Here is a 26,364-nt window from a genome sequence, read left to right as displayed (position 1 = left end):
CGCCGGCCTCGCGCCGGGACGCCCTTTTCCCGCTATGAACAATCAATTCCGCAAGAAGCTGGCCGGCACCGCGCTGGACTGGTTCGATGCCCGGGAGGCCGTGGACGCCCTGTGTCCCGGCGCCTGGGCCACGCTGCCTTACACGGCCAGGGTCCACGCCGAGAACCTGGTGCGCCGCGCCGAACCCGCGCACCTGAATGCCTATCTCATGCAGCTGATCGAACGCCGCCGCGACCTGGATTTCCCGTGGTTCCCGGTGCGCGTGGTCTGCCACGACATCCTGGGCCAGACGGCGCTGGTGGACCTGGCGGGCCTGCGCGATGCCATCGCCGCCGAGGGCGGTGATCCGGCGGCGGTGAATCCCGTGGTGCCGGTGCAGCTGATCGTCGACCATTCGCTGGCAGTGGAATGCGGAGGATTCGAGCCCGACGCGTTTGCCAGGAACCGGGCGATCGAGGACCGGCGCAACGAGGACCGCTTCCACTTCATCGAGTGGACCCGGCGTGCCTTCGACAATGTCGATGTCATCCCGGCGGGCAACGGGATCATGCACCAGATCAACCTGGAGAAGATGTCGCCGGTGGTCTACGTGCAGGAAGGCGTGGCTTTCCCCGACACCTGCATCGGCACCGACAGCCACACGCCGCATGTCGACGCGCTCGGCGTGATCGCGATCGGCGTGGGCGGCCTGGAGGCGGAGAACGTGATGCTGGGCCGGGCCTCGTGGATGCGCCTGCCGGACATCGTCGGCGTCGAGCTGACCAGGCGGCGCCCGCCGGGCATCACCGCCACCGACATCGTGCTCGCGCTGACGGAGTTCCTGCGCCAGGAGAAGGTGGTGGGCGCTTATCTCGAGTTCTACGGTGAAGGCGCAGCGAGCCTGTCGGTCGGCGACCGCGCGACCATCTCCAACATGTGCCCGGAATACGGCGCTACCGCAGCGCTGTTCTACGTCGATGCGCAGACCATCGACTACCTGAAGCTCACCGGCCGCAGCGACGAGCAGGTGAGGCTGGTCGAGACCTATGCGAAGACCGCCGGCTTCTGGGGCGATTCCCTGAAGAGCGCGCACTACGAGCGCGTGCTGAAGTTCGACTTGTCCGCCGTCGTGCGCAACATGGCAGGCCCGTCGAACCCGCATCGCCGGCTGCCGACCTCGGCGCTGCGCGAGCGCGGCATCGCCATCGGCCTGGACCAGGCGCGCGCCGAGGAAGCACAAGGGCTCATGCCCGATGGCGCCGTGATCATCGCGGCCATCACGAGCTGCACCAACACCAGCAATCCCCGCAACGTGATCGCTGCTGCGCTGCTGGCGCGCAATGCCAACGAGAAGGGCCTGACGCGCAAGCCCTGGGTCAAAAGCTCGCTGGCACCCGGTTCGAAGGCCGTGGCGCTGTACCTGGAGGAGGCCGGGCTGCTGCCGGAGCTGGAGAAGCTGGGCTTCGGCATCGTCGCCTTCGCCTGCACCACCTGCAATGGCATGAGCGGCGCGCTGGACCCGAAGATCCAGCAGGAGATCATCGAGCGCGAGCTCTACGCGACCGCCGTGCTGTCGGGAAACCGCAATTTCGACGGTCGCATCCACCCTTATGCGAAGCAGGCCTTCCTGGCCTCGCCGCCGCTGGTGGTGGCCTATGCGATCGCCGGGACGGTGCGCTTCGACATCGAGCAGGATGTGCTCGGCGTCGACGCCCAGGGCCAGGAAGTGCGGCTCAAGGACATCTGGCCCGCCGACGAAGAGATCGACGCCATCGTCGCCGCGAGCGTCAAACCCGCGCAATTCCGCAAGGTCTACGAGCCGATGTTCGCGATCCGCAGCGATGACGGTGCGCCGGTCAGCCCGCAGTACGAATGGCGGCCGCAGTCCACCTACATCCGTCGCCCGCCGTACTGGGACACCGAGGGCGTCGGTGCGCTGGCCGCCAACGCGCGCACGCTCCAGGGCATGCGTGCGCTGGCGCTGCTGCCGGACAACATCACGACCGATCACCTGTCGCCCTCCAACGCCATCCTGATGAACTCCGCCGCCGGCGAGTACCTGCACCGGATGGGCCTGCCGGAAGAAGACTTCAACTCCTACGCCACGCATCGCGGCGATCACCTGACGGCGATGCGCGCAACCTTCGCCAACCCGACGCTCCGGAACGAGATGGTGCGCGACGCCGACGGCAGCGTGAAGGCCGGCTCGCTGGCGCGCATCGAGCCGGAAGGCAAGGTCGTGCGCATGTGGGAGGCGATCGAGACCTATCTGAACCGGCGCCAGCCCCTGATCGTGATCGCCGGCGCCGACTATGGCCAGGGCTCCAGCCGCGACTGGGCCGCCAAGGGGGTGCGCCTGGCCGGCGTGGAGACGGTGGTGGCCGAGGGATTCGAGCGCATCCATCGCACGAACCTGATCGGCATGGGGGTGCTGCCGCTGGAGTTCAAGCCGGGCACCGATCGCCTCACGCTGCAGCTCGATGGCACGGAGACCTACGATGTCGTCGGCGAACGCACGCCGCGCGCCGAGCTGACCCTGCTCGTCCATCGACGCGGCGGCGACACGCTGAAGGTGCCGGTGACCTGCCGCCTGGACACGGCCGAGGAGGTCTCGGTGTACGAGGCCGGCGGTGTGCTGCAGCGCTTCGCACAGGATTTTCTCGCGGCGGCCACGGAGGTCGCCTGAACGGAACCGACATGGCATTTGCACCGCAGATCAAGATCCCCGCCACCTACATGCGCGGCGGCACCAGCAAGGGCGTGTTCTTCCGCCTGCAGGACCTGCCCGAGGCGGCACGGCAGCCGGGCCCGGCGCGCGATGCGCTGCTGATGCGGGTGATCGGCAGCCCCGACCCTTACGGCAAGCAGATCGACGGCATGGGGGCGGCCACCTCCAGCACCAGCAAGACCGTGATCGTTTCGCGCAGCACTCGGCCCGGCCATGACGTGGACTACCTCTTCGGCCAGGTGCCCATCGACCAGGGCGTGGTGGACTGGTCCGGCAACTGCGGCAACCTCTCGGCCGCCGTCGGCCCCTTCGCGATCGCGAGCGGCCTCCTGAAGGCCGAGAGAATTCCCCGCGACGGCCTGTGCACGGTGCGCATCTGGCAGGCCAACATCGGCAAGACCATCGTCGCCCAGGTGCCGGTCACCGATGGCCAGGTGCAGGAGACGGGCGACTTCGCGCTCGACGGCGTGACCTTCCCGGCCGCCGAGGTGCAGCTGGAGTTCATGGACCCCGCCGACGGGGGCGAGGAAGGTGGCGCCATGTTCCCGACCGGCCGCGTGGTCGACGATCTCGAGGTGCCGGGCCTCGGCACCTTCAAGGCGACGCTGATCAACGCCGGCATCCCGACCATCTTCCTGAATGCAACGGACATCGGCTACACCGGCACGGAGTTGCAGGGGGCCATCAACGCAGACCGCCAGGCCCTGGTGCGCTTCGAGGCCATCCGCGCCTGGGGCGCCGTGAAGATGGGCCTGATCCAGGACATTGCCGAGGCCGCCGAGCGCCGGCACACGCCGAAGATCGCCTTTGTGGCCGCGCCGCAGGACTACGTGGCCTCCAGCGGCAAGCCGGTGAGGGCGGCCGACGTGGACCTGCTGGTGCGCGCGCTCTCGATGGGGCAGTTGCACCACGCCATGATGGGCACCGCGGCCGTGGCCATCGGCACGGCGGCGGCGGTGCCGGGCACGCTGGTCAACCTGGCGGCCGGTGGCGGTGAGCGCAACGCGGTGCGCTTCGGGCATCCCTCCGGCACTCTCCGGGTCGGCGCGCAGGCGAGGCAGGAAGGCGGCCGATGGACCGTGACCAAGGCCTTGATGAGCCGCAGCGCCCGCGTGCTGATGGAGGGATTCGTGCGCGTTCCCGCCGACAGTTTCTGAATCGAAATCGAAAAGGCAATTCATGTCCACCCGCAAGCAACTCAAATCCCTGGCCGAGGCCCGACGCGGCGTGATCGTGCCCGGCGCGTTCAATGCACTTTCGGCCAAGGTCATCGAGGACCTCGGCTTCGAGGCCCTCTACGTCACCGGTGCCGGCGTGACCAACATGTGGTTCGGGATGCCCGACCAGGGCTTCATGGGCCTGGCCGAGATCGCCGACCACACGGCGCGCATCCGCGATGCGGTGGGTCTTCCGCTGATCGTCGATGCCGACACCGGATTCGGCAATGCCCTGAACGTGCGCCACACGGTGCGCACGCTGGAGCGCGCCGGGGCCGACTGCATCCAGTTCGAGGACCAGGTCGCGCCGAAGCGCTGCGGGCACTTCTCGGGCAAGGACGTGATTTCCACCGAAGAGGCGGTGAGCAAGATCAAGGCCGCCGTCGATGCGCGCCAGGACGCCGACCTGTTGATCATGGCCCGCACCGATGCCTGCGCCACGCAGGGCTTCGAGGCGGCTGTCGAGCGGGCGCAGAAGTTCGCCGAAGCCGGTGCGGACATCCTGTTCGTGGAGGCGGTGACGAAGGCCGAGGAAGTGAGGGCGTTGCCCCGGCGCCTGTCGAAGCCGCAGCTGATGAACATGGTGATCGGCGGGCGCACGCCGATCTTCAATGCCGACCAGCTGGCCGAGCTGGGCTACGGCATCGTGCTGTACGCCAACGCGGCCCTGCAGGGTGCCGTGGCAGGCATGCAGAAGGCGCTGACCGTGCTGCGCGACGAGAAGCAAGTGCAGGAAGCCAGTGGCCTGGTCACGCCTTTTGCCGAGCGGCAGCGGCTGGTCGGCAAGCCGGAATGGGACGCGCTGGAGCAGCGCTACGCCTGAGCGGCGAATCAGCCCTGGCCGGGCTTCCGTGATCGATCAGGACGCCCGAGGCAAGGGCAGTGCCGTCTTGTAGCGCACCTGCTTGAGCGCGAAACTCGAGCGGATCTGCTCGATGCCCGGGATCGGCGTGAGTTGGTCCAGGATGAATCGCTCCAACGCGGCAATGTCCGCGACCGCGACGCGGATCAAATAGTCGCTGTCGCCCGTCATCAGGTAGCACTCCATCACTTCCTCATGCTCGGCGATGCGCTGCTCGAACTCAGCCAATGCTGCCTTGGATTGGGATTTCAAGCTGATGGAAATGAAGACGTTCAGGCTCAGCCCCACGGCCTGCGCGTTGATCAGTGCCACATAACGGGCGACCACGCCCGATGCCTCGAGTGCTTTCACACGGGCCAGGCAGGGCGAGGGCGACAGATGCACACGCCGGGAAAGCTCGACATTGGAAAGCGCCCCGTCGCGCTGAAGTTCATCCAGAATTCGCAAATCGGTGCCGTCGAGATTCATGATGTGCCGAGAGAACTTGAGAACGCGGCATATTATGCCGAGCTGCGTCGATTCGAGCCGCCAAATCGGCAGCTAATTTCTGAAAGAGCGGCGTAAATTGCTCCCATGGACGCCCCCCTTCCTCATGAGCAGATGCGCGCCCTGCTGAACGATGCCGCGCCGAATCAGGATCCGGATCCCGAAGAGACCGCCGAGTGGCGCGACGCCTTCCTTTCGTTGGCGGATGTGCACGGCCCGCAGCGCGCACGAGAGATGCTGGACGAACTGGCGCGATTGGCACGGCGGCAGCGTATCGACTGGCGTCCTGATCTGGCAACGCCGTACGTCAACACCATTGCGGTGGAAGACCAGCCGCGTTTTCCTGGCGACCTGGCGATCGAGGAAAAGCTCGCCTCCCTGATGCGGTGGAACGCGCTGGCGATGGTGGCCAAGGCCAACCAGGCGTATGGCGAACTCGGCGGCCACATCGCCAGCTATGCCAGCGCGGCAGACCTGTTCGAGACCGGCTTCAACCACTTCTTTCATGCGCGAAACGATCGGCACCGCGGCGATCTTGTGTTCTTCCAGCCGCACAGCGCGCCGGGTGTCTATGCGCGGGCCTACCTCGAAGGCCGGCTCAGCGAAGAAGACCTGAAGCACTACCGCCAGGAGCTCACCGCGCCGGCCTTCGTCCACGGCAGCGGCGCACGCGGCCTCAGCAGCTATCCGCACCCCTACCTGATGCCGGATTTCTGGCAGTTTCCGACCGGCTCGATGGGGATCGGTCCGATCAGCTCGATCTACCACGCGCGCTTCATGCGCTACCTCACGCATCGCAATCTGCTGAACTGCGAAGGCCGCAAGGTCTGGGGTGTGTTCGGCGACGGAGAAATGGACGAGCCCGAGTCGATGAGTGCGCTCACGCTGGCCGCGCGCGAGAAGCTCGACAACCTGGTGTGGGTGGTCAACTGCAATCTGCAGCGACTCGATGGCCCGGTGCGCGGCAACGGCCGCGTCATCGACGAGCTCGAGAAACTGTTCGCCGGCGCGGGCTGGAACGTCATCAAGCTAGTGTGGGGCAGCGACTGGGATGGCCTGTTTGCGCAGGACACCAGCGGTGCCTTGGCGCGTGCGTTCGCCCACACCGTCGACGGCCAGATGCAGACCTTCGCGGCCAAGGATGGCCGCTTCAATCGCGACAACTTCTTCGGCCAGAACCCCGAGCTCGCGCGCCTCGCGCAAGGCATGACGGACGAGCAGATCGACCGTCTGAAACGCGGGGGCCACGACCTCGTGAAAATCTACGCGGCGTATGCGGCCGCGGCCGCGCACCGTGGCCAGCCCACCGTGATCCTCGCCCACACCAAGAAGGGCTACGGGATGGGCCGCGCAGCACAGGGCAAGATGACCACGCACTCCCACAAGAAGATGGGCGACGTGGACCTGATCGAATTCCGCGACCGCTTCAACCTGCCGCTGACCGATGCGCAGGCGATCGCCATGGATTTCTACCGCCCGGCCGAACAGAGCGCCGAGATGCGCTACCTGCGCCAGCACCGAGAAGCGCTCGGCGGCGCGATGCCGCGCCGTGAGACCGCCTGCGACGTGGTCGCGAAGCCCGACATCGCGAGCTATGCGCAGTTCGCCGTGGCCGCCGCCGGCAAGGAGATGAGCACCACCATGGCCTTCGTGCGCATGCTCGGCAACCTGATGAAGGACGCGACCCTGGGCCCGCGCGTCGTGCCCATCGTGGCGGACGAGGCGCGCACCTTCGGCATGGCCAATCTCTTCAAGCAGGTCGGCATCTACTCGAGCGTGGGCCAGCGCTATGCGCCGGAGGACATCGGCTCGGTGCTCTCGTACCGCGAGGCGATCGACGGCCAGATCCTCGAGGAAGGCATCAGCGAGGCCGGCGCCATCGCCAGTTGGACGGCGGCCGCCACCAGCTACAGCGTGCACGGCCTGGCGATGCTGCCCTTCTACATCTACTACTCGATGTTCGGCTTCCAGCGCGTGGGCGACCAGATCTGGGCGGCGGCCGATCAGCGCGCGCGCGGCTTCCTGCTGGGCGCCACCTCGGGGCGCACCACGCTGGGCGGCGAGGGGCTGCAGCACCAGGACGGCACCAGCCACCTGATCGCGGCCACGATCCCCAACTGCAAGGCCTACGACCCGGCCTTCGCGGGCGAGATGGCGGTGATCGTCGATGCGGGCATCCGCGAGATGATGGTCGAGCAGAAGGACGCCTTCTACTACGTCACGCTCATGAACGAGAACTATGCCCAGCCCGATGTGCCCGAGGGCGCGGCAGCGGACATCCTGCGCGGCTGCTACCGCTTCGGCGTGTACGCACCGGCGTCGGGCAAGGCGAAGGAGAAGGTCACGCTGATGGGCTCCGGCGCCATCCTGACCGAAGTCATCAAGGCCGCGCAGATGCTCGCCGACGAAGGCATTGAGGCCGAGGTGTTCAGCGTCACGAGCTGGAGTGAACTCGCGCGTGACGGACTCGCCTGCGAGCAGCGCGCGTTGGCCGGCGAGGAAGCCGGCGTACCCTTCGTCGCACAGCAGCTCGGCAAGGGCAGGGCGCCGATCATTGCTGCCACCGACTATGTGCGCGCCCTGCCCGAGAGTGTGCGCGCCTTCCTGCCGGAAGGACGCCGCTACCTGACGCTCGGCACCGACGGCTTCGGTCGCAGCGACACACGCGCGGCGCTGCGCCGGTTCTTCGGCGTCGATGCCGCTAGCATTGCGAAGGCCGCCCGGTTCGCGATGACCTAGAGCCTGCCTTGGGCGGGAGTCCTCGCGATGTCTGGATCGGCGCCAGGGCCATCGCCCCGGGCCAATCCTCCACGGCCCCCGGGACTACCGGACCGAATCGTCCAGGAAGCCATCGCTTGTCGCGTCGGCGACCGGAGCTACCTGGGCGTGGACCCTAGCATGTGCCTCCCGAACAAGAGCGACTGGAGACATCATGCGAGCAGTTGAACGCGTGCGCGACGCACGGCCCTGGGTGTGTGCAGCGGTGCTGCTCGCGGCATCCGCCGGCGCGGCGGCCGAGACGGTCAAGATTGCGTTCATCGACGTGCTCTCCGGCCCCTTCGCCCAGGCGGGACAGGTGTCGCTCAATCAGCTGCGTGAAGTGGTGAGCCAACTCAACGGCAGCAGTTCTGCCGGCGACCCCACCTTCGAGATCGTTCCCTTCGACGGCAAGGGCACGCCGCAGGAAAGCACCACCGTCCTGAGGGCGGCCTACGACCAGAACATTCGCTACATCACGCAGGGAGGCGGCTCGGGCGTGGCCTTTGCGCTGGTCGATGCGATCAACAAGCAGGCGCAGCGCGATGCCGAAGGCGCCATGGTCTACCTGAACTACTCGGCGATGGACCCCGGCCTGACCAACGATCGCTGCAGCTTCTGGCACTTCCGCTTCTACCCTTCCAGCGAGATGAAGATCGACGCGCTGACCAGCTACCTGAAGAACAAGCCGGACGTGAAGAAGGTCTTCCTGTTCAACCAGAACTACACCCACGGCCAGCAGGTGGCCAAGGCCTCGCGCACCTACCTTGCGAAGAAGCGGCCCGATGTGCAGATCGTCGGAGAGGACTACGTGCCCATCGCCTCGGCGCGCGACTTTGCGCCCTACGTGGCAAAGATCGCGAGCTCCGGCGCTGATACCGTGATCACCTCGAACTGGGGCAGCGACCTGGGCCTCTTGATGAAGGCTGCACGGGACTACGGGCTGAACATCAATTTCTACACCATGAATGCCAACAATCCCGGCATTCCCGCACAGATGGGATCGTGGGGCACCGAGAAGGTCAGCGTGATCTGGAACTGGGGCAGCAATGCCCCCACCACGCCGGCACTCGAGAAGACTGCGTCGGATTACAAGCAGAAGTCCGGTGAGGACTTCATCTACGCAGCACATTGGAACACCATGCACATGCTGCGCGAGGCCATGCGGAAGGCCCACTCGACCAACCCGAAGAAGGTGGCGTTCGCCATGGAAGGAATGAAGTACGCCAGTCCGATGGGCGAGATCGAGATGCGTCAATCCGACCACCAGTTGCAGGCGCCTATCTACCTCGGTACATGGGCGAAGAAGGGCAGTCCCGGTGTCAAATACGACGCAGAGAACACCGGCTACGGATTTCGCAACGAGGCGACCTGGTCGGCAGCCGAGAGCACCCAGCCCACCACCTGCCAGATGACGCGGCCAGCGGCCTGAGCTGCAGTCCCGTCCGCCGGGATTTCGCAATCGTCAGCGGTGCATGGCGGTAGCTCGCCGCTCAGCGCCGTCCGTCGCGCCCGCTTGCATCAGGACCACTGCGCGACCATTCGATCAGCGCCTCGCTGAACTGCTTGGCCGCCGGGGACAGCGAGCGCCCGGTGTGCAGCACCAGCACCACCTCGCGCCGGACGGGCCTCGGTCAGCCGCAACATGGCGTGTGACGGTCGAACAGGCGCAGGCCCAGAACACCTTCCAGCTCGCGCAACTGCGTGCTGACGCTGGACCGCGGCAGTCCGAGTGCGTCTCCGGCGCGCGTGAAGCTGAGCGCCTCCGCGACGGCGACGAAGACACGTAATCGACGCAGGCTGATATTCATCGTGAAAGACGGACTGCGTCATCTATCCGGGCTGGGTCAATACCCACCATCATCTGTTCCAGTCGCTGCTGAAGGGGGTGCCGGCCGGCATCGACGCCACGCTCAGCCCCTGGCTGCAGGCCGTGCCCTTCGCCTATCGGCGCGGCTTCGACGAAGCGCGGTTGCGGGTGGCCGCGCGCATCGGCCTGGTGGAACTGCTGCGCTCGGGTTGCACCACGGCGGCGGACCATCACTACCTGTTCCAGCCAGGCGCGGACCACGATGCGGCCGCGCTGCTGTTCGAGGAGGCGGAGGCTTTGGGACTGCGCTTCATGCTGTTGCGCGGCGGCGCCACCGCCACGCGCCTCGAACGAAGCGGCCGACATGATCAGCGAACTGCACTTCGCCTGGCTCGTGCACCGCGCCCAGGCCGGCGCGCGGTCCCGCCCGCGGCCGGAGGGTGAGGGCGAATGCGGCGCCGATGCAGTGAGCGTCGAGCAGATCGTGCATTGGGCCACGGCCGGCGGGGCCGGCGTGCTTGGCTTCGAGGGCGTGGGCACGCTGCAGGCGATGACGCGCACTGCGGTCTCCGGGATTTCGTCGAAGCCCAGGATCGGATAGTGCTCCCAGTCTCAGGAGGTGACGCCGGTGCGGTTCCCGGTCACGCCGACGTCATTTGAACGCGCTGGGCGGACGAATTTCTTCAGGCGTTCGGACGCCGCCACTCGACATCAAATGGCTCGGAAGCCGCCGCGCCATCCGGGTTCAAGGCACCAATCGCTTCTCGATCATGTGCTGCACGCAATCCTGCACGTGCTTCGTGAGTGTGCTTTGCGCGCCTTTCCAGTCGCGTTTGAGCGCGCAGTTCAGCAGACGCCCGTGCTCGCCGGCAGCGACGTCGCCTCGGTAGACCGCTGCAACCATCTGGTAGCGCAGGTACCTGTCGTAGATGAGCGCATGGGTGTCGAGCAGCACCTGCGAACCGCAGGCTGAGATCAGGGCGCGGTGGAATTCGCGGTCGTAGCGCTTCCATGTCTGCGCATGGGTGCGCTCCCCCGATTTCATGCCTCGCTCCATCGAGGCCAGCTTGTGATGAGCAGCGACGACCGCGCCCTCCCATTCCATATCGCCGACCTCGAACGACAAGCGCAGCGCATGCAATTCGAGCAGGCAGCGCATCGCTGCCACCTCGCGCAAGTCGGCTGCCGAAATCGGAGCGACCTGGAAACCGCGCGAACCCTCGGCGACGATGAGGCGTTCCGAAGACAGCCGATTCAGGGTTTCGCGCAATGTGCCGACGCTGACTTCGTAGGCATCGCGCATGCGATCGAGCGTCAGCCGCTCTCCGGGCGCCAGTCTGCCGCAGACGATGTCCGCGCGTATTCGCTGGTAGGCCTTTTCGCCAACGCTTTCCGACTGCCTTGCTTCGTCCAGCATCACTGATCCGTTCTGCGCGCCGGGACTGATCGCCTCGAACCGCCTTGCCATGATACGGCCGTGTCCGCCAGACGCCCTATCGTTGAAGCCAATTGCAATCGTTGGACAAACTGATTATTGTCAGTCGAATCCCTCGGCGCAGGCCGAGGTCGCCGTCGTCCACATCGGAGGAGACTAGACATGAGATCCACGATTCCCCGTCGCGCGCTGCTGCGTGCCGGCGCTTCCACGATGGCCCTTGCCGCGGCCTCGCCCTTGTGGGCGCAGTCCCCGGCGAAGATGCGCTTCAGTTGCGCCTTCACGGAGCAGGACCTGCGCGCCGACGCTTACAAGGCCTTTGCGGCGGCCATGAAGGAGGACTTCGAGTTCCAGCCGTTCTGGGGGAACACACTCTTCAAGCAGGGCACAGAACTCGTCGCTCTGCAGCGCGGCAACCTCGAGATGGCCAACCTTGCGCCGCAGGATATCTCCAAGCAGGTGCCCGCCTGGTCGCTGCTCACCTCCGCCTATCTATTCCGGGACGTGGCCCATCTCAAGAAGACATTCAAGAGCGATGTCGGCCGCGAGTTCGTGAAGATGGCGCGCGAGCAGCTGCAAATCGAGGTGATCACGCCGGTCTACTTCGGCTCGCGCCACGTCAACCTCAAGCCAGACCGGCAGATCAAGACCCCTGCGGACCTGGCCGGCATCAAGCTGCGCATGCCTCCGGGCGAGTTCTGGCAATTCCTCGGCGAGTCGATCGGAGTCAATCCGACGCCGGTGGCGTTCGCCGAGGTCTACACCGCGCTTCAGACGGGCGCCATCGATGGCCAGGACAATCCATTGGTCCTGAGCAAGCTGATGAAGTTCGATGAAGTGACGACGCAATTCGTGCTCACCGGGCACGTCGTCGGCTATGACGTGATGACGGTTTCGTCGAAAGCCTGGAACATGCTGAAGCCCGAGCAGCAGGCACGCTTTCGCGCGGCTGCCGAAAAGGCGATCGACGATTACACCGCCAAGTTCGAGGGGCAGGAGCGCGATGTCGTCACCGCGCTGAAAGCCGAAGGCAAGAAGGTCTACACCCCCGATGTGAATGCCTTCCGGGCCTATGCGCAGAAGCGCTACGTCGACAAGTACGGCCGCGATTGGCCCAGTGGGGCAATCGAGCGCATCAATGCGCTGTAGGCCAGAGTCGGCGCGATGGCTCCGGAAATACCGTCGGCGACCCGCGGCGTAGCGGTCGGCCGCTGGCTACAGCGGCGTGCCGACGATGTCGCGGTGGTACTGATCGCGACGATGTTCGTCTCGTTCCTGCTGCAGATCATCTTCCGCTACGTGCTCAACCGCCCGCTCGGCTGGACCGAGGAGGTCACGATTCTGTGCTGGGTCTGGGTCGTGCTGTGGGGCGCTTCGTTCATTGTCGCGGACGACGAGGAGGTGCGCTTCGACATCCTCTACAACGCCGTGCCTCCGGGCGCGCGGCGCGCGTTCACGATCGTTGCAAGCGTCGGCCTGATCGTGCTGATGGCGCTGTCGCTGCCCGCGACATGGCGCTATGTCCTTTTCATGCGGCGTGAGCATTCCGCCTACCTCGGCATGCGCTTCGACTACCTCTATTCGATCTACGTGCTCTTTGCGCTCGTGTGCATCGTGCGGCAGGTGCGCGTGGCATGGCGGGCCTGGCGCGGCACGGCGCCGGCGGTCGCTTCCGAGCTGCCTGGAGACGTGGCCGAATGATGGGCCTGTCGCCGTTCGGATGGTGCGTGATCGTCCTGGTCGCGCTTGCGGCCATGGGCTTGCCGATCGGTCTCTCGATGGTGGGCGCATCGATCTTCTACCTGCTCGCAGCAGGCCTGGACCCCGGCACCGCGGCCGAACAGATCCTGAACGGCCTGTACAACAGCTATGTGCTGCTGGCCGTGCCCCTGTTCATCCTCGCCGCCGACCTGATGAACACCGGGAGCCTGACCGACCGGCTGCTGAAGTTCTGTCTTGTGCTCGTGGGCCGATTCCGCGGCGGCCTGGGACATGTCAATGTCGTGTCCAACGTCATCTTCGCGGGCATGTCGGGGTCGGCGATCGCTGATGCCGTGGGCATCGGCCGCATCATCATCGGGATGATGACGCGCGGCGGCAAGTATCCAGTCGCCTATGCGGCGGCGATCACCGCCTCGGCCGCCATCATCGGGCCGATCATTCCGCCGTCGATCCCGATGGTCATCTACGCGCTGGTCTCGGACGCGTCGATCGGCTATCTCTTTCTCGGCGGCGTGGTCCCGGGACTCATTCTGGGCGTGGCGTTCATGGTGATGAATGCGGTGATCTCCAGGCGACGCAATTATCCGGTCGAGCCGCCGGTGCGCTTGCGCGAGGTACCGCGAGTCACGGTCGAGGCTTTTCCGGCCTTGCTGTTGCCCATCATCCTGCTGGTGGGTATCTACGGCGGGGTGATGACCCCCACCGAGGGAGCTGCAGCGGCGGCGGCCTACGCACTGCTTGCCGCGGCGCTGATCTATCGCGCGCTGTCAGGCCGCCAGGTGTACGGCGTTCTGCTGTCGAGCGCCAAGGCCACCACGTCGGTGGGCATGCTGATCGCCGGTGCACTGGCTTTCAACTACGTCGTGACGGTAGAGAACATTCCTGTGTCGGTGCAGCATTTCGTGGGCGGTTTCCACCTTTCGAAGGTCGGCTTCCTGCTGCTGGTCAACCTCATCCTCCTCGTGCTGGGCTGCCTGCTGGAGGGAACGACGATCCTGCTCATCATCGTCCCGATCTTCATCCCGGCGGTGAAGGCGCTGGGTATCGACACCGTGCACTTTGGTGTCGTCGTGGTTGTCAACATCATGATCGGCCTGCTGACACCGCCATTCGGGCTGCTGCTCTTCGTCGTCGCCAACATGACCAAGCAGCCGCTGTTGGCCATCGTGCGCGAATGCGTGCCGTTCATTGCCGCTGCCATCGCGGTGCTTGCACTGATCACCTTCGTCCCGGAGACCGTGCTTTGGCTGCCGCGTGTCATGGGCTACAAGGGATGAGCCTGAGTCGAGAGGACACGCAATGAACAAGCCGATCTACGTGCTGAACGGACCGAATCTCAATCGCTTGGGCAAGCGCGAGCCGGAGATCTATGGCCGAACCACGCTGGGCCAGATCGAGGCACTGTGCAGGCAGGCCGCCGGCACGCACGCGATCGAATTCCGCCAGACCAACAGCGAAACCCAGATGATCGACTGGATCCACGAAGCCATCGATCAGGGCAGCGGCATCGTCATCAACCCGGCCGCCTATTCGTTCACCTCGATCGCGATCCTCGACGCCCTGAAGATGTTCCCGGGTCCGATCATCGAGTTGCACATTTCGAACATCCATCGCCGCGAGGAGATCTACCAGAGATCGCTGGTGTCGCGGGCCGCGACGGCCGTGATCGCCGGGCTCGGAGCGAAAGGCTATACGGTGGCGGTCCAGGCCGTCGCAGACCTTGTCGACGGTGATTCGGTGGGAGCCGCCGTCGCCGAACAGAAGCCGGACGCGGTCCCTTGACGCGAAACGCCTTGCACCAGCGCGGCCACACTGCGCGGAACCTCGACCTTCATGTCCAGCAGGATCTGCGCCGTTCCCTTGCCAAGCGGATCCATTCGCATGGAGGACGCACCGCCGCCATCCAGTGCGTCGTGAATCAGAAGGTTCATCGACGATGTCCCGCGAAGGTAGAAGCGCGTCACCCTCCCTGCGGGAAGGTGCTTGAAATACGCCTCGACGACCTCAGGAGTCAGTCGGTCCCCTAGCAACGGCAGCCACTCGGGGCGACGCGCGATGACGCCGATGTTCGAGATGTTCCCCTTGTCGCCGCTGCGCATGATGACCATGCTGCCGGCGCAGCGGAAGCGCAATGCGATCAACAAGGACGTGATCGCCGGCATACACGTGCCGATGCGCTTTCAGGCGCACGCGAGCGCTGCCAAGGCAGGCGTCGACCAACTCACGCGTGCGCTGGCACTCGAATGGGGCACCGATGGCGTTCGTCTGAACGCGATCTCACCAGGACCTGTCGATGGAACCGAAGGGCTCCACAAACTGATGTCTCCCACGCCGCAGAATCGGGAATTCGCCCGCTTGCAAGTGCCGCTTCGGCGCTTCGGCTCCCTGGACGATATTGCAAATCTGGCGCTCTTCCTTTCCTCGTCCTACGCATCGTACATTTCGGGCGCGGTCGTTCCATGCGACGGTCGTGGCCCGTTGGAGAGCGTGAAGCCCGCGCTCGAGGCTGCCGGAAGTTTGGGACGGCCGCGCACGTCATCGACAAGCCTTACCGGCTCGAATCGCGCGCACAGGCCACCTTGTGGAGCAGCTCTGTGAGGATGGCCTGCTCTCCGGGTGTGAGCGATAGCGCCGAGTGCTCCGCGGCCACGATACGGTGGGTCGCCTTGCGGGCCAACTCCGCCCCCTTGCGTGTCACGGCCAGCACCTGAGAGCGGCGGTCATTGTCACTTGCCTTGCGCTCGATCAGCTCGCGTGCTTCCAACCGGTCCAGCAGCGCCGTGATGTTGGGCGCGGTCACCGCCAAAGCGCGAGCCAGCCGAGCGGGCGAGCCGCCGGGGTTCTCCGCGATCAGTGTGAGGACCGTGTACTCGACCGGGCGCAGCTGAAGGGGGCTTGCGACCTCGGCATCGAAGATCGCGTCCGTGACGATTCTTGCCTGCGCAAGCTGGTAGCCGAGAACACGGCGAAGGCTGGCCTCGCCGAGCCTTCCGGCAGGCGTCAACTCGAGCGGATTGACAGACTTGGAACTCATCCGGCGATTGTGCCAAGCGCCGGCCGCGCCCCGGCAGTTGCGCTCATGTGCTTTAGGCGATGAAGTATACGGTCGGGCTAATCATTGGGCATATGGATGGGTAAATCCCTATACGGGTGCCATAACTACTTCAGTAAATTAACTAAAAAAGGGCAATGTTCGACTGTCTACGAGGAGACCCAGCGATGCAAGAATTCTCACACCGGCGCAAGACCATCGGTCTTTCCGCGGCGCTCGCAACGCTTGTGACGGCCTGCGGTGGCGGAGGGGACGGGGGCGGTGCTGTCTCCGGCTTCGCCGGAGGCAACGCGCCATTGCCCCAGTTGTCAGGGGCTGCGCCTGCGGTTCTGAGCGGCACCTGCACGGAGTTGGCGGCAAAGATTTCCTTCGAGAAGACGACGATCACGGATGCCAAGGCCATCGACGCCGGCGCGCTCACCGTTGCCGGCACTTCCGTGCCGGCGCACTGCCAAGTGACAGGCAGCATGTTTCAACGAACGAGTGCCGTGGACGGCAAGTCCTACGCGATCAAGTTCGAAATGCGTCTGCCGCTGAACTGGAACGGCCGCTTCTTCTACCAGGCCAACGGCGGCATCGACGGCAGCGTCGTCACGGCTGCCGGTGGCATCGGCGGCGGGGGGCCCCTCACGAATGCACTCCAGCAGGGCTTCGCAGTCATCAGCTCGGACGCGGGTCACGCGGCGTCGCTGGGTCCGACTTTCGGCATCGACCCGCAGGCGCGGCTGGACTACGGCTACCAGGCCGTCGGCAAGCTCACGCCAATGGCGAAGAAGATCATTGAGATCGCGTACGGCAAGGGTCCTGACCGCTCGTACATAGGAGGCTGCTCCAATGGCGGACGGCACACCATGGTGGCTGCCGCCCGGTACGCAGATCAATACGACGGCTTCCTGGTCGGCGACCCCGGTTTCCGATTGCCGTTGGCCGCGATCGCCAACATTGCCGGCGCGCAGGCTTACGCGGCTCTTGCCACCAACCCGACGGACATCTCCACTGGCTTCACTCAAGCCGAGAGGCGACTCGTGTCCGATGCGGTCCTTTCGAAGTGCGACGCGCTCGATGGCGCCGCCGACGGACTGGTCCAGGACACCAAGGCGTGCCAGGCGGTGTTCGACTTGGGTCGCGACGTTCCGACCTGTAGCGGCGCGCGGGATGGTAGCTGCCTCAGCACGGCGCAGAAGACGTCCATTGCGAAGCTCTTCAGCGGCGCGACAAACAGTACCGGAACGCGCTTCTACTCGAGCTTCCCTTATGACGCCGGCCTCGCCACGAACGGCTGGTCGAGCTGGAAGTTCACGAATTCCTTGCAGCTCGATTCTGGCGCAGTGGGCCTGATCTGGCAGGTGCCGCCCGAAGATCCGGCGACTTTCAACGGGCCGAACTTCACGCTGACCGGCAGCATCGACACCATGCTGGCCAAGGTTGCGGCCACCAACGCCACCTACACCGAGAGTGCGCTCTCATTCATGATTCCGCCGCATCCCACCGACCTGTCGACCCTCAAGATGCGCGGGGCCAAGATGGTCGTCTATCACGGCACCAGCGATCCGATCTTCTCGAGCGACGACACGCAGAACTGGTACGACGGGCTCGCGGCAGCGAACGGGGGGAGCGCGGCCAACTTCGCGCGCTTCTACCGCGTGCCGGGGATGAACCACTGCGCGGGCGGGCCGGCGACCGACCAGTTCAACATGCTCATGCCGCTGGTGGAATGGGTGGAGAAAGGACAGGCGCCGCAAAGTGTCATCGCGACCGCACGCGGCGCCGGCAATGCGGGCGGCGTGAACGTCGATCTGCCGGCGGGCTGGTCCAGCGGTCGAACACGCCCCCTTTGCCCGTACCCGCAGGTGGCACGTTACAAGGGCACCGGCAACCAGGAGGATGGTGCGAACTTCGCGTGCGTCACGCCCACAGACTGACGAAGCTGTGACGATCATCGCACCGCACGTGAAGTCGCGCCGGGATTGCGGCTTCGCGTTGGGCCGGCAGCCGTCTCTTTGGCGCACACGCGAGGACCTCAATTCGCAATGCCGGCAACCTTGTTCAGTCCCGGAATGTCGATCACGCGAATCCGCTCCACGACCGAGATGAACTGACTTAGGCGGGCGTTCAGCTGCGTGATGAGAAACTGGTCGAACGAGAGGTCTTCTACAGCACGGCGGAAGAGACGCTGCAAGCCAATGGCTTCGCGCCGAATCGTCACGGTGCCAACCAGGGCTTCCTGCTCAAGCCGATCTGCCGCTTCTAGGTCGCGATGATGCGCAGCGGATATCCGCGCCGGGCCAGCGACTGGCGCAGAACGATCCGGCTGGCGAAGCGTTCGATGCCGATGTCGTCTTCCAGCATCCTTTCCATCAGGGCCTGGAAATGGCCGACGCCGGGCGCCACGATTTTCAGCAGGTAGTCATAGCCGCCGCTGACGTTGTAGCACTCGACGATCTCCTCGTACTTCCCGGCGGCTTCCTCGAACTTGCGGAAATCATGCGGTCGGTGGCTGCTGATGGTGACCTCCGAGAACACGATGACGTGGTCCCCCAGCTTTTCCAGCGCAATCTCGGCGCCATAGCCGCGGATCAGCCCGGTCTCCTCCAGCCGCTTGGTGCGCAGGAGACATGGGCTGGGGCTGAGGCCTATCGACTCGGCGAGGTCGACGTTGGAGCAGCGCCCTTCGCGCTGGAGATGCACCAGGATCTTGAGGTCGAACCGGTCGAACGGTACTGCTGATCTCATGGTGCGATCGTACTGTCAAGCCAATCCCGCCGACTAGCGCTGCGCCTGGGTGAGCGATTCGTCGAGCGCCTCGATGACCATGCCGGCCTGCTCCGCCGACAGCACCAGCGGCGGGCGGATCTTGAGCACGTTGTGCCCCTGGGCGCATGCGCTGAGCAGCACGCCTTTGTCGCGCATCAGGTTGACCACGCGGCTGGTCAGGACGCGGTGCGGCGCCCGCGTCGTCCGATCGGACACGAGCTCGACACCGACGAAGAGCCCTGACCCCCGAACGTCGCCGATGGCCTCGTGCTTCGCGGCGAGTCCGGTGATGCCGTCGAGCAGCACCTTCCCGATATTGGCTGCGTGCGGCATCAGCCGGCTGCGTTCAATGGTCTCCAGCACGGCCAGGGCCGCCGCGCATGAGACCGTGTTGCCGGCGAAGGTGTTGAAGTAGCGGGAGTTCTTGCCGAATTCCGCCAGGGCGTCCGCTGTCGCGAGAAGGCCCGCGATCGGCTGGCCGTTACCCATCGGCTTGCCCAGAGTGACGATGTCGGGAACGAGGCCGTGGCGCTGGAAGCCCCACATGTGCTCGCCGGTGCGGCCGAAGCCGGGCTGCACCTCGTCGGCGATGAACAGGCCGCTAGCGCGCTTGATCGCCTCCACGGCGCCCTTCAGGAAGCCCGCAGGCTCGGGCAGGATGCCGTCGCTGGTGAAAAGCGAATCGACGATCAAGGCTGCCGGCTTGATGCCGTGGCGCTGCAGGTCGGCGATGGCCGCTTCGACATCGCGCGTGAAGCGCTCGGCGAGGTCGGCGCCTTCGGCGTGGTACTGGCGCGGCGCCGACACCAGGCGAACGTGTGGACCGAGGTCGACGGCCGCGCCCAGTGATGGCGAGAACTGCGATACGGCGTCGGTGATGCCGTGGTAGGCCGTGTCGGTGACGATCACACCCGTGCCGCCGGTGCGCACCTTGGCGATGCGATATGCCAGGTCGTTGGCCTCGCTGCCGGTGCAGGTCAGCATCAGGTGGGCCAGGTCCGTGCCGGGCACGCTGGCGAGGAGGCGCTCGGCCAGCTCGAGGATGGTGTCGTGGAGGTATCGCGTGTTGGTCGCAAGCGTGTTCACCTGGCGGCAGATGGCCTCGGTCACCGCGGGGTGGCAGTGACCGAGCGAGGTGACGTTGTTGTAGACGTCGAGGTAGCGGCGGCCTTCCGGGTCGATCAGCCACACGCCGTCACCGCGCACGATGTGCAGCGGGTGTTCGTACATCAGCCGGTAGGCCGGGCCGAGCAGCGCATTGCGCCGCTCGATCATGGCCTCGGTGGCGGGCCCGACGTCGGCACGGCCGGGGATGTAGGCGTTGACCATGTTGAAGTCAGCGGTGGCTTTCATGAGGAGGTTCCGTTTCGTGTGGGAGTCAAAAGGCGGTCGCGCGCGTCGTGGCGGGAGAGGTCTGCCATCTGCGACAGTGCCTCCCAGGCCGCGGGGTTGTGGCGCAGGATGTAAGCGCGGTTTTCGGGATAGCGCAGGGCGCGCCACTCCGAGATCAACGCCGTGATGAGGTGGCGCGTCGCCATGAGGTCGGCGACGATGTCCTGCTCCAGCTCGGTCAGTGGCAGGACGGCCTGGTAGGCGCGGACGAACTGCGCCGGTCCCTCGAACGGGTCGGCGTTGCCGGTCATGTGGAATGCGGCAGCCGTCGCCACCTCGCCGACCAGTGGCGCATGGAGCATGTCGCCGAAGTCGATGATGCCGATGATGCGCGCCTGGTCGTCCGGCGCGACCAGCACGTTGTAGAGGTGGTAGTCGTTGTGGATCACCTGCGCCCTCAACGACGCGAGGCGTGGCAGCACATGGTCGGTGAAGCGCGTCATGAATGACTGGGCCAGCGCTCGGCGTGGTTTTTCGACCAAGCTGTCGAGCTGGGCGGTCAGCCGGTGCGCGGCCGACACGTTCCACAGCAGGTCGTGCGTGGCCGCAGGGTGCGTGAAGCCCCGCAGGGCAAGGTCGAGTTCGGCCAGACCTTTGCCCATCGCCACGCGCTGAGCGGCGGTGCGGGGTGTCTCCCGGATCTGGATGCCTTCCAGATAGGTGAGCAGGCGCACGGTGCTTCGGGTGCCATCGGCGAGCGTCGTGGTGTCATGCGCGCGGCCGTCCAGCGTCCGCACGACGCGGGGGACGGGCTGGCTGGGCGATGTGCGGGCGATGTGCTCGAGGGCGGCGATCTGGAAATCGACCAGCGACACGGACTCGGAGGGGTTGCTGATCTTGAAGACGTAGCGCGTGCCATCGGCGCATTCGACGGCGCAATTCTGGTCGCGCTCGCCCGCCAGCGATTTCACACTGCCGTCGATGCCATAGAGGCGTCCGACCAGCGCCCGCACCTCGGCTGGCGGCAGCTCGGGCGCCGGGGTGCTCAGCGCAGCGGCCTCGGTCGGGCGCCCGTCGGAGACCCACCGGGTTCCCGAGGGGAGGTCCTGGCCGGCCATCAGAGTCCGAGCAGTGCAGGAAGCTGACGAACGTCGGTCAAGCGGCTCACGCCGTACTCGCTTGACGTGGGCTCGTGACCACGGTCGATGAAGGCCTTGGCCATGAAGCCCAGGTCTGACGCCGTCATCTGGTCATACCGGAAGCTCGACGAGACATGCATCATCTGATCGGGCCCGCAGCCGAGCTGGTCGAACATGTATTCGAAGGCTTGCATGCGCGGCTTGTACGCGCGCGCTTCCTCGGCGGTGTAGACCGCGTGGAAAGGCGCCTTGAGGTGAGCGACGCTGTGAGGGATGAGGTCGACCATCGAGTTCGACAGGATCACCAGCGGCACGTGCGGCGCGATCGCCTCCAGCACCTCGACCACGTTCGGGTGCGGCTGCCAAGTCGGCACCGCTTCGTACAGAGAGACCGCGTCCGATGCCAGGTATTCGATGCCATGCGCCTTGCAGGCGCGCTGGATGGCGTTCGCTACCACGTCGTAGAAAGGCTTCCAGTCGCCCAATACCTCGTCAAGTCGATAGGCGCGGAAACTGTCCAGGAACACCGGCATCCGGTCGGCCGACACGCGGTCCTTGAACAGGACTTTGGCCGTCGGGCCCATCTCGAAGTTGATGAGCGTGCCATAGCAATCGAAGCTGACAAATTTGGGTCTGAAGATCATGGGTTCACCCGCTGCGTTGATATGAAACAAGTCTAGGGTTACCCCCTCTACAGGAGATGCCATATCGCAACGCAACCCAAGCAGTTTCTTTGTCAATCCGGAGGCGGCCTGGCATTTTGAGTGGTGCTGTTTGGATACCAAGAGCCTCGTCAACTACTTCCCAACCACGCTGTCGGCGCGGTGCAGCAGCAGGGCCACAGTCATGGTCGCGCGCCTCGCGGACCGGTGACCGGGAATGCGTAGTGGTGGCCCATGAGAGCCCGGGCAAACAGATGAGCGTTGCGCTCGCGCTCATTGAGTGTGTCGAGATCCACGCGACCTGCGTCATCGCAGGGAAAGGCCAGCGACTGCACGCTTTCGTCGAGTGAGAGGAAGCGCAACTCGCGGCTGAAGCTCATGCGAGGCGATGCGTTCACGGTGTGATGCTGGGTTGTCATGACGTCTCTCCGTGTGGTTTTCTCCACGGGTGGTGCTGTTGTGGGCGGCTGCGGCGGCAGATCATTGGCAATCGATGCCCTCGAAAGGAGGATTGCTTGCGAGATGCCGGGCGCGTGGTTCGCGGCTCAACCCGCTGCGACCTTGCGGAGGGGCTCGAGGACTTCGCGCAGCGTCGCGACGAGTCGTTCGCGGTCTCGGCGCACTTCCTTCAAGGGACCGCCCAGGCTGAGCGTCATCGGCTCCCGATCCCGGATCGCTGGTATGAGCATGGCCAGAGCCGCGGCCCCTGGCATCGAGGTCCCCATCGAAACCGCATAGCCTTGACGCCGCGCCGTCTCCAACTCGCGCACGACGGTGGCGAACTCCAGCCGAGTGGTCGAATCGGTCTCAAGCGCGTTGGCCTTGCGCAGCAGCATCGCAATTTCGCGCTCGGGCAGAGTCGTCAGAAGCATCTTGCCAGCCGCGCTGCGGAACAGCGGCCGCAGCGACCCGGTCTTGGCCAGGAAGCGCCCCTCGCGCGTGGCCTGCAGAACATGCAGATAGCGCACGTGCACGCCGCGCCGCGACCCGATCATCACGGTGTGGCCAGTCTTCTCGAGCACATCCTCCATGAGTCGCAGCAGGTTGTGCTCGCTATACAGGTGTTCCTGGATCCACGCCGTCGCGAGCGAGATGCGCACGTTCGGCACGTACATGCCGGTGCGGGCGTCGTGGTCGAAGTACCCGGTCTCGGCGAGTCCCCTCAGGAGCACGGAGGTACTCGACTGGGGCCAACCGAGCGCCCGAGCAATCACGCCGACCGCCGTCGGCCTGCGCTCTTCAGCGAAGAACTCCAGGAGCTCCAGGACCCGCTGTGCTGACTTGACCGGACTTGTCACGATTCATGAATGGATTTTGTCATCACATATGTGATTTTAGGCCTGGGAGGCACTCTCTTCGCGCATGCTTCGCCAAACGCCGATGGCTCGACGCATCTCTGCAGAACTGAAGAGCACCGGCGAGCGCGGAAAACAAGGAGACGCAATGACCCCAGGCTTCCCATCTTCCACCCGCCGTGCGCTGATGGCCACTGCCATCATTGCCGCATTGAACCCGGCGATTTCGACGGCTCAGGCCGCCTATCCCGAGAAGCCGATTCGACTGGTCGTGCCCTATGCGCCCGGTGCGGCGGCCGATCAACTGGCTCGCGCACTTGGCGACCGCATCGGTCAAGCCTTCGGCCAGGCCGTGATCGTCGACAACCGGGCCGGCGCCGGTGGCACCCTCGGCGCCGACAACGTTGCGAAGTCGCCCGCGGACGGCTATTCGCTGGTGCTGGGGACCGATGCCAGCCACGCCACGAACCTCTATTTGACCAAGCGCTTTCCGTACGATCCGGTAAAGAACTTCACACCTGTCGCGCCGGTTGCCGTCAATCACATCGTCCTGGTGGTTCATCCATCCCTTCCGATAAAGACCGTCTCCGAGCTGATCGCCTATGCAAAGGCACACCCTCAAGCGCTGAGCTTCGGCAGTTCGGGCAATGGCTCGGCTCACCATCTCGCTGGCGAATTGCTCATCGAAAAGACCGGCATCCGCATGGTTCATGTGCCCTACAAGGGCGGCGGGCCTGCGATGACTGACCTGCTGGGGAATTCGATCCCGCTCCTGTTCGCCAGCTTGGCGACGGCAAAGCCGTACATCGACAGCGGCAAGGTGCGCGCCCTCGCGGTCGTGGAAGACAAGAGGTTCCCAGGGCTGCCCAACGTCTCAACCATCGGCGAGACGGTGCCGGGATACGCGATCTCGTCGTGGTTCGCCATTTTCGGTCCGGCCGGCTTGCCACAAGCGGTCGTTGCCAAGCTGAATGCCGAAATCAACAAGGCGCTTGCGCAGCCCGCATTGCGTGAGATTCTCGAAAGGTCCGGCATGTCGGCAATGGGGGGCAAGCCTTCGGATCTCACCACACTGGTCAAGAGCGAGCTCGCGGAGCGTGAGAAGCTCGTCAAAGGCGCCGGCATCGAGCCGGAATGAAGGCAATGGCCACCGAAGACCTGCCCTCGCTGAGGGTCGACGCCGGGATCGCGACGATCCGCCTGAATCGTCCCGCACAGCGCAACAGCCTGCGCGACGCCGACTTGCACTGGTTGCTCCACACTCTTGCCACGCTCGACGCCGATCCGTCGATCCGCGTGGTGGTGTTGAACGCCGACACGCAAGGTCAAGAGAGGCCTGTCTTCTGCGCCGGCTACGACGTTGGTGGTTTCGACAGCGGCCGTCACGACCCCCGGCTGTTCGAGAAGGTGCCGAATGCGCTGGAGGCGATGCGGCCGATCACCCTGTGCGCAGTCAACGGCAGCGTCTACGGCGGCGCGACGGATATCGTCCTGGCTTGCGACCTGCGCGTCGCATTGGCCGGTTCCGAGTTCCGTATGCCGGCCAACGCGCTCGGCTTGCACTACTACCCGAGCGGCTTGCGGCGCTATGTCTCGCGGCTCGGCATCACGGGCGCCAAGCGCGCTTTCCTCACGGCGCAGGCCTTGCCCGTCGATCAGCTACAGACCTGTGGACTGTTCGAACAGGTGGTGGCAGCAGACCGTTTCGAGGCCGTGTTGCAGTCGCTCGCGCGGCAAGTCGCTTCGCTCGCGCCGCTTGCTGTCCAGGCCACCAAGCGGTCGATCGACGAGATCGGACGCGGCGAGTTCAACGAAGACCGCTTGCGTGAGCGCGAAACTCTCACGCTGCGTAGCGCCGATTTTGTGGAGGGCCGGGCGGCATTCGCCGCGAAGCGCGCCCCGCGCTTCACCGGGCACTGAAAAACATGTCGACTGCTCCTCACAAGCCACTAGCCGGTGTGCGCGTCATCGAGATGGCGCAGATCATGGCCGGCCCCACCTGCGGAATGATGCTGGCCGATCTGGGCGCAGAGGTCATCAAGATCGAGAAGTGGCCTTCGGGCGACGATGCGCGGCAGTACCAGAAGCCAGGCGACTCGGCGATGCCGCCGTCGTTCCGGATGATCAATCGCGGCAAGCGCTCGCTTGCGCTCGATGTGCGCACGCCCCAGGGCAAGGAGGTGCTGCTGCGCCTGGTGCGCCAAGCCGACGTGCTGACCGAAAACTTCCGCGTCGGTGTGATGGAGCGCCTGGGCTTGGCGTATGCCGACCTCAAGCCGGTGAACCCGGCGTTGATCTACTGTTCGATAACGGGCTATGGCCGCACGGGGCCGATGGCGAAGACCGGCGGCTTCGACCTGATCCTGCAGGCCTTCAGCGGGATCATCGCCGCCACGGGTGAGGCGGACCGCGACCCGGTCAAGCCGGGCGTATCGATCGCCGACACCAATGCCGGCATCCTGGCCGCACTGGCGATCGTGTCCGCCTATGTACACCGGCTCAAGACCGGCGAGGGCCAGCATGTCAGCACGTCGCTGCTGCAAGCGGCGATGCAGCAAACCTACTGGCTGGCCGCCAATTACTTCTCCAGTGGACGCGAGACGCAGCGTCTGGGCACTGCGCACTCCTTGATCGCACCGTACCAGGTGTTCAAGGCGAGCGACGGCCGCATGGTCATCGGCGCCGGCAACACGAAGGCTTGGCAGGGCATGTGCGAAGTGCTCGGACATCCGGAATGGATCACCGATACGCGTTTCGACCAGCCGCAGCAGCGGGTCAAGCATCGGGCCGAACTGGAGATGCTGATCGAGGCGGTGTTGGCCGCAGGCACGGTCGCTGAATGGTGCGAGCGCTTCGATGGGGCCGGCGTGCCTGCTGGTCCGGTCAACAGTGCCGGCCAGGCGCTGGAGCATCCGCAAACGCGCGCGGTGGGGATGGTGATCGAGGTGCCGGACGGCGAGGGCGGCATGATGCGCGGCATCGGCACGCCGCTGACATTGGATGGCAAGGCCGAAGCAGCAACGATGCCGGCCCCCCGGTTGGCGGAGCACAGCAGCTCGGTGCTGCGCGACTTCGGGTTCGAGCAGGAGGAAATCGCGGCGCTGATGGCCTCGGGTGTCGTCCAGCAGGGATGA

Annotated in this window: 27 protein-coding genes and 1 pseudogene; 16 read left to right on the top strand and 12 right to left on the bottom strand. The window is 65.4% G+C overall.

Annotated elements, in window-relative coordinates; genetic code table 11:
• Nucleotides 1–34 precede the first annotated feature (34 nt).
• The 3 genes from acnD to J2739_RS21860 are packed head-to-tail and all read left to right on the top strand — an operon-like array spanning nt 35 to nt 4,747.
• Nucleotides 35–2,665, top strand: coding sequence for a Fe/S-dependent 2-methylisocitrate dehydratase AcnD (gene acnD, locus J2739_RS21870; protein ID WP_309905534.1), 2,631 nt, complete (start codon nt 35–37; stop codon nt 2,663–2,665).
• A gap of 11 nt (nt 2,666–2,676) precedes the next feature.
• Nucleotides 2,677–3,864: a 2-methylaconitate cis-trans isomerase PrpF gene (gene prpF, locus J2739_RS21865; RefSeq protein WP_309905532.1), complete on the top strand. Its 1,188-nt coding sequence runs from the start codon at nt 2,677–2,679 to the stop codon at nt 3,862–3,864.
• 22 nt (nt 3,865–3,886) lie between these two features.
• Nucleotides 3,887–4,747, top strand: a complete 861-nt coding sequence (locus tag J2739_RS21860) for an isocitrate lyase/PEP mutase family protein (protein WP_309905530.1) — start codon at nt 3,887–3,889, stop codon at nt 4,745–4,747.
• Nucleotides 4,748–4,783: 36 nt separating this feature from the next.
• Here J2739_RS21860 and J2739_RS21855 read toward each other — a convergent pair whose 3' ends face one another.
• Nucleotides 4,784–5,254: an Lrp/AsnC family transcriptional regulator gene (locus J2739_RS21855; protein WP_309905529.1), complete on the bottom strand. Its 471-nt coding sequence runs from the start codon at nt 5,252–5,254 to the stop codon at nt 4,784–4,786.
• Between the two features lie 105 nt (nt 5,255–5,359).
• Between J2739_RS21855 and mdeB the strand changes: the two genes are divergently transcribed.
• Nucleotides 5,360–8,011, top strand: coding sequence for an alpha-ketoglutarate dehydrogenase (gene mdeB, locus J2739_RS21850; protein WP_309905526.1), 2,652 nt, complete (start codon nt 5,360–5,362; stop codon nt 8,009–8,011).
• A gap of 193 nt (nt 8,012–8,204) precedes the next feature.
• Nucleotides 8,205–9,461: a branched-chain amino acid ABC transporter substrate-binding protein gene (locus J2739_RS21845; RefSeq protein WP_309905524.1), complete on the top strand. Its 1,257-nt coding sequence runs from the start codon at nt 8,205–8,207 to the stop codon at nt 9,459–9,461.
• A gap of 217 nt (nt 9,462–9,678) precedes the next feature.
• Here J2739_RS21845 and J2739_RS21840 read toward each other — a convergent pair.
• Nucleotides 9,679–9,840: pseudogene (locus tag J2739_RS21840) on the bottom strand (helix-turn-helix domain-containing protein); the annotation flags it as partial.
• A gap of 77 nt (nt 9,841–9,917) precedes the next feature.
• On the opposite strand from J2739_RS21840, the gene J2739_RS21835 reads away from it, so the two are divergent.
• Together J2739_RS21835 and J2739_RS21830 are read left to right on the top strand one after the other, a co-directional pair.
• Nucleotides 9,918–10,283, top strand: coding sequence for an amidohydrolase family protein (locus J2739_RS21835; RefSeq protein ID WP_309905522.1), 366 nt, complete (start codon nt 9,918–9,920; stop codon nt 10,281–10,283).
• Nucleotides 10,204–10,440: a hypothetical protein gene (locus J2739_RS21830; RefSeq protein ID WP_309905729.1), complete on the top strand. Its 237-nt coding sequence runs from the start codon at nt 10,204–10,206 to the stop codon at nt 10,438–10,440. Before J2739_RS21835 ends, J2739_RS21830 begins: the two co-directional genes overlap by 80 nt.
• A gap of 144 nt (nt 10,441–10,584) precedes the next feature.
• Here J2739_RS21830 and J2739_RS21825 read toward each other — a convergent pair whose 3' ends face one another.
• The gene (locus J2739_RS21825) at nt 10,585–11,256 is read right to left on the bottom strand and encodes a GntR family transcriptional regulator (RefSeq protein WP_309905521.1); all 672 of its coding nucleotides are present in this window, start codon (nt 11,254–11,256) and stop codon (nt 10,585–10,587) included.
• A gap of 180 nt (nt 11,257–11,436) precedes the next feature.
• On the opposite strand from J2739_RS21825, the gene dctP reads away from it, so the two are divergent.
• From dctP to J2739_RS21805, 4 genes are read left to right on the top strand one after another with little or no spacing between them, the layout of a single operon-like run.
• Complete coding sequence (dctP, locus tag J2739_RS21820) at nt 11,437–12,423, top strand: TRAP transporter substrate-binding protein DctP (protein ID WP_309905519.1); 987 nt, start codon at nt 11,437–11,439, stop codon at nt 12,421–12,423.
• 15 nt (nt 12,424–12,438) lie between these two features.
• On the top strand, nt 12,439–12,975 hold the full coding sequence (locus tag J2739_RS21815) for a TRAP transporter small permease (RefSeq protein ID WP_309905517.1): 537 nt from the start codon (nt 12,439–12,441) through the stop codon (nt 12,973–12,975).
• Nucleotides 12,972–14,273 carry a TRAP transporter large permease gene (locus J2739_RS21810; protein ID WP_309905514.1) on the top strand — a complete coding sequence of 434 codons (1,302 nt, stop codon included), beginning with the start codon at nt 12,972–12,974 and terminating at the stop codon, nt 14,271–14,273. Before J2739_RS21815 ends, J2739_RS21810 begins: the two co-directional genes overlap by 4 nt.
• A gap of 22 nt (nt 14,274–14,295) precedes the next feature.
• A complete protein-coding gene (locus J2739_RS21805; protein WP_309905512.1) occupies nt 14,296–14,778 on the top strand; it encodes a type II 3-dehydroquinate dehydratase in 483 nt (160 codons plus the stop codon).
• Here the strand turns inward: J2739_RS21805 and J2739_RS28035 are convergent.
• A complete protein-coding gene (locus J2739_RS28035; RefSeq protein WP_473774984.1) occupies nt 14,685–15,095 on the bottom strand; it encodes an AtuA-related protein in 411 nt (136 codons plus the stop codon). The two genes, J2739_RS21805 and J2739_RS28035, sit on opposite strands and share 94 nt — an antisense overlap.
• Between J2739_RS28035 and J2739_RS21800 the strand changes: the two genes are divergently transcribed.
• Nucleotides 15,052–15,594, top strand: a complete 543-nt coding sequence (locus tag J2739_RS21800; protein WP_309905510.1) for an SDR family oxidoreductase — start codon at nt 15,052–15,054, stop codon at nt 15,592–15,594. The genes J2739_RS28035 and J2739_RS21800 overlap by 44 nt on opposite strands.
• On the opposite strand, the gene J2739_RS21795 is transcribed toward J2739_RS21800, so the two are convergent.
• Nucleotides 15,545–16,030 carry a MarR family winged helix-turn-helix transcriptional regulator gene (locus J2739_RS21795; RefSeq protein WP_309905508.1) on the bottom strand — a complete coding sequence of 162 codons (486 nt, stop codon included), beginning with the start codon at nt 16,028–16,030 and terminating at the stop codon, nt 15,545–15,547. The genes J2739_RS21800 and J2739_RS21795 overlap by 50 nt on opposite strands.
• A gap of 185 nt (nt 16,031–16,215) precedes the next feature.
• Here J2739_RS21795 and J2739_RS21790 point away from each other — a divergent pair, with 185 nt between their 5' ends.
• Nucleotides 16,216–17,970, top strand: a complete 1,755-nt coding sequence (locus tag J2739_RS21790; RefSeq protein WP_309905506.1) for a tannase/feruloyl esterase family alpha/beta hydrolase — start codon at nt 16,216–16,218, stop codon at nt 17,968–17,970.
• A 98-nt stretch (nt 17,971–18,068) separates the two neighbouring features.
• On the opposite strand, the gene J2739_RS21785 is transcribed toward J2739_RS21790, so the two are convergent.
• The 7 genes from J2739_RS21785 to J2739_RS21755 all read right to left on the bottom strand — a co-directional run bounded on the left by J2739_RS21785 (nt 18,069) and on the right by J2739_RS21755 (nt 23,233).
• Nucleotides 18,069–18,254 (bottom strand): hypothetical protein, encoded by a 186-nt coding sequence (locus tag J2739_RS21785; protein ID WP_309905503.1) that lies wholly within the window; start codon nt 18,252–18,254, stop codon nt 18,069–18,071.
• A 41-nt stretch (nt 18,255–18,295) separates the two neighbouring features.
• Nucleotides 18,296–18,781: an Lrp/AsnC family transcriptional regulator gene (locus tag J2739_RS21780; RefSeq protein WP_309905501.1), complete on the bottom strand. Its 486-nt coding sequence runs from the start codon at nt 18,779–18,781 to the stop codon at nt 18,296–18,298.
• A gap of 33 nt (nt 18,782–18,814) precedes the next feature.
• On the bottom strand, nt 18,815–20,155 hold the full coding sequence (locus J2739_RS21775; protein WP_309905499.1) for an aspartate aminotransferase family protein: 1,341 nt from the start codon (nt 20,153–20,155) through the stop codon (nt 18,815–18,817).
• On the bottom strand, nt 20,152–21,252 hold the full coding sequence (locus J2739_RS21770; protein WP_309905498.1) for a phosphotransferase: 1,101 nt from the start codon (nt 21,250–21,252) through the stop codon (nt 20,152–20,154). The genes J2739_RS21775 and J2739_RS21770 overlap by 4 nt, the downstream gene beginning before the upstream one ends.
• Complete coding sequence (locus J2739_RS21765) at nt 21,252–21,917, bottom strand: haloacid dehalogenase type II (protein ID WP_309905496.1); 666 nt, start codon at nt 21,915–21,917, stop codon at nt 21,252–21,254. Before J2739_RS21765 ends, J2739_RS21770 begins: the two co-directional genes overlap by 1 nt.
• Before the next feature lie 200 nt (nt 21,918–22,117).
• Complete coding sequence (locus J2739_RS21760; protein ID WP_309905493.1) at nt 22,118–22,354, bottom strand: hypothetical protein; 237 nt, start codon at nt 22,352–22,354, stop codon at nt 22,118–22,120.
• A gap of 126 nt (nt 22,355–22,480) precedes the next feature.
• Nucleotides 22,481–23,233 (bottom strand): IclR family transcriptional regulator, encoded by a 753-nt coding sequence (locus tag J2739_RS21755; RefSeq protein WP_309905491.1) that lies wholly within the window; start codon nt 23,231–23,233, stop codon nt 22,481–22,483.
• A gap of 145 nt (nt 23,234–23,378) precedes the next feature.
• Here J2739_RS21755 and J2739_RS21750 point away from each other — a divergent pair, with 145 nt between their 5' ends.
• Genes J2739_RS21750 through J2739_RS21740 form a run of 3 tightly spaced genes read left to right on the top strand, consistent with a single transcriptional unit; the run spans nt 23,379 to nt 26,364 of the window.
• Nucleotides 23,379–24,368 (top strand): Bug family tripartite tricarboxylate transporter substrate binding protein, encoded by a 990-nt coding sequence (locus J2739_RS21750; protein WP_309905489.1) that lies wholly within the window; start codon nt 23,379–23,381, stop codon nt 24,366–24,368.
• A gap of 5 nt (nt 24,369–24,373) precedes the next feature.
• Nucleotides 24,374–25,150, top strand: coding sequence for an enoyl-CoA hydratase/isomerase family protein (locus J2739_RS21745; RefSeq protein ID WP_309905487.1), 777 nt, complete (start codon nt 24,374–24,376; stop codon nt 25,148–25,150).
• A 5-nt stretch (nt 25,151–25,155) separates the two neighbouring features.
• A complete protein-coding gene (locus J2739_RS21740; protein WP_309905484.1) occupies nt 25,156–26,364 on the top strand; it encodes a CaiB/BaiF CoA transferase family protein in 1,209 nt (402 codons plus the stop codon).

The sequence above is a fragment of the Variovorax soli genome, from assembly GCF_031454625.1.
GTDB lineage: Bacteria > Pseudomonadota > Gammaproteobacteria > Burkholderiales > Burkholderiaceae_C > Variovorax > Variovorax soli_A.
This window is presented reverse-complemented; position numbering and strand designations above follow the sequence as displayed.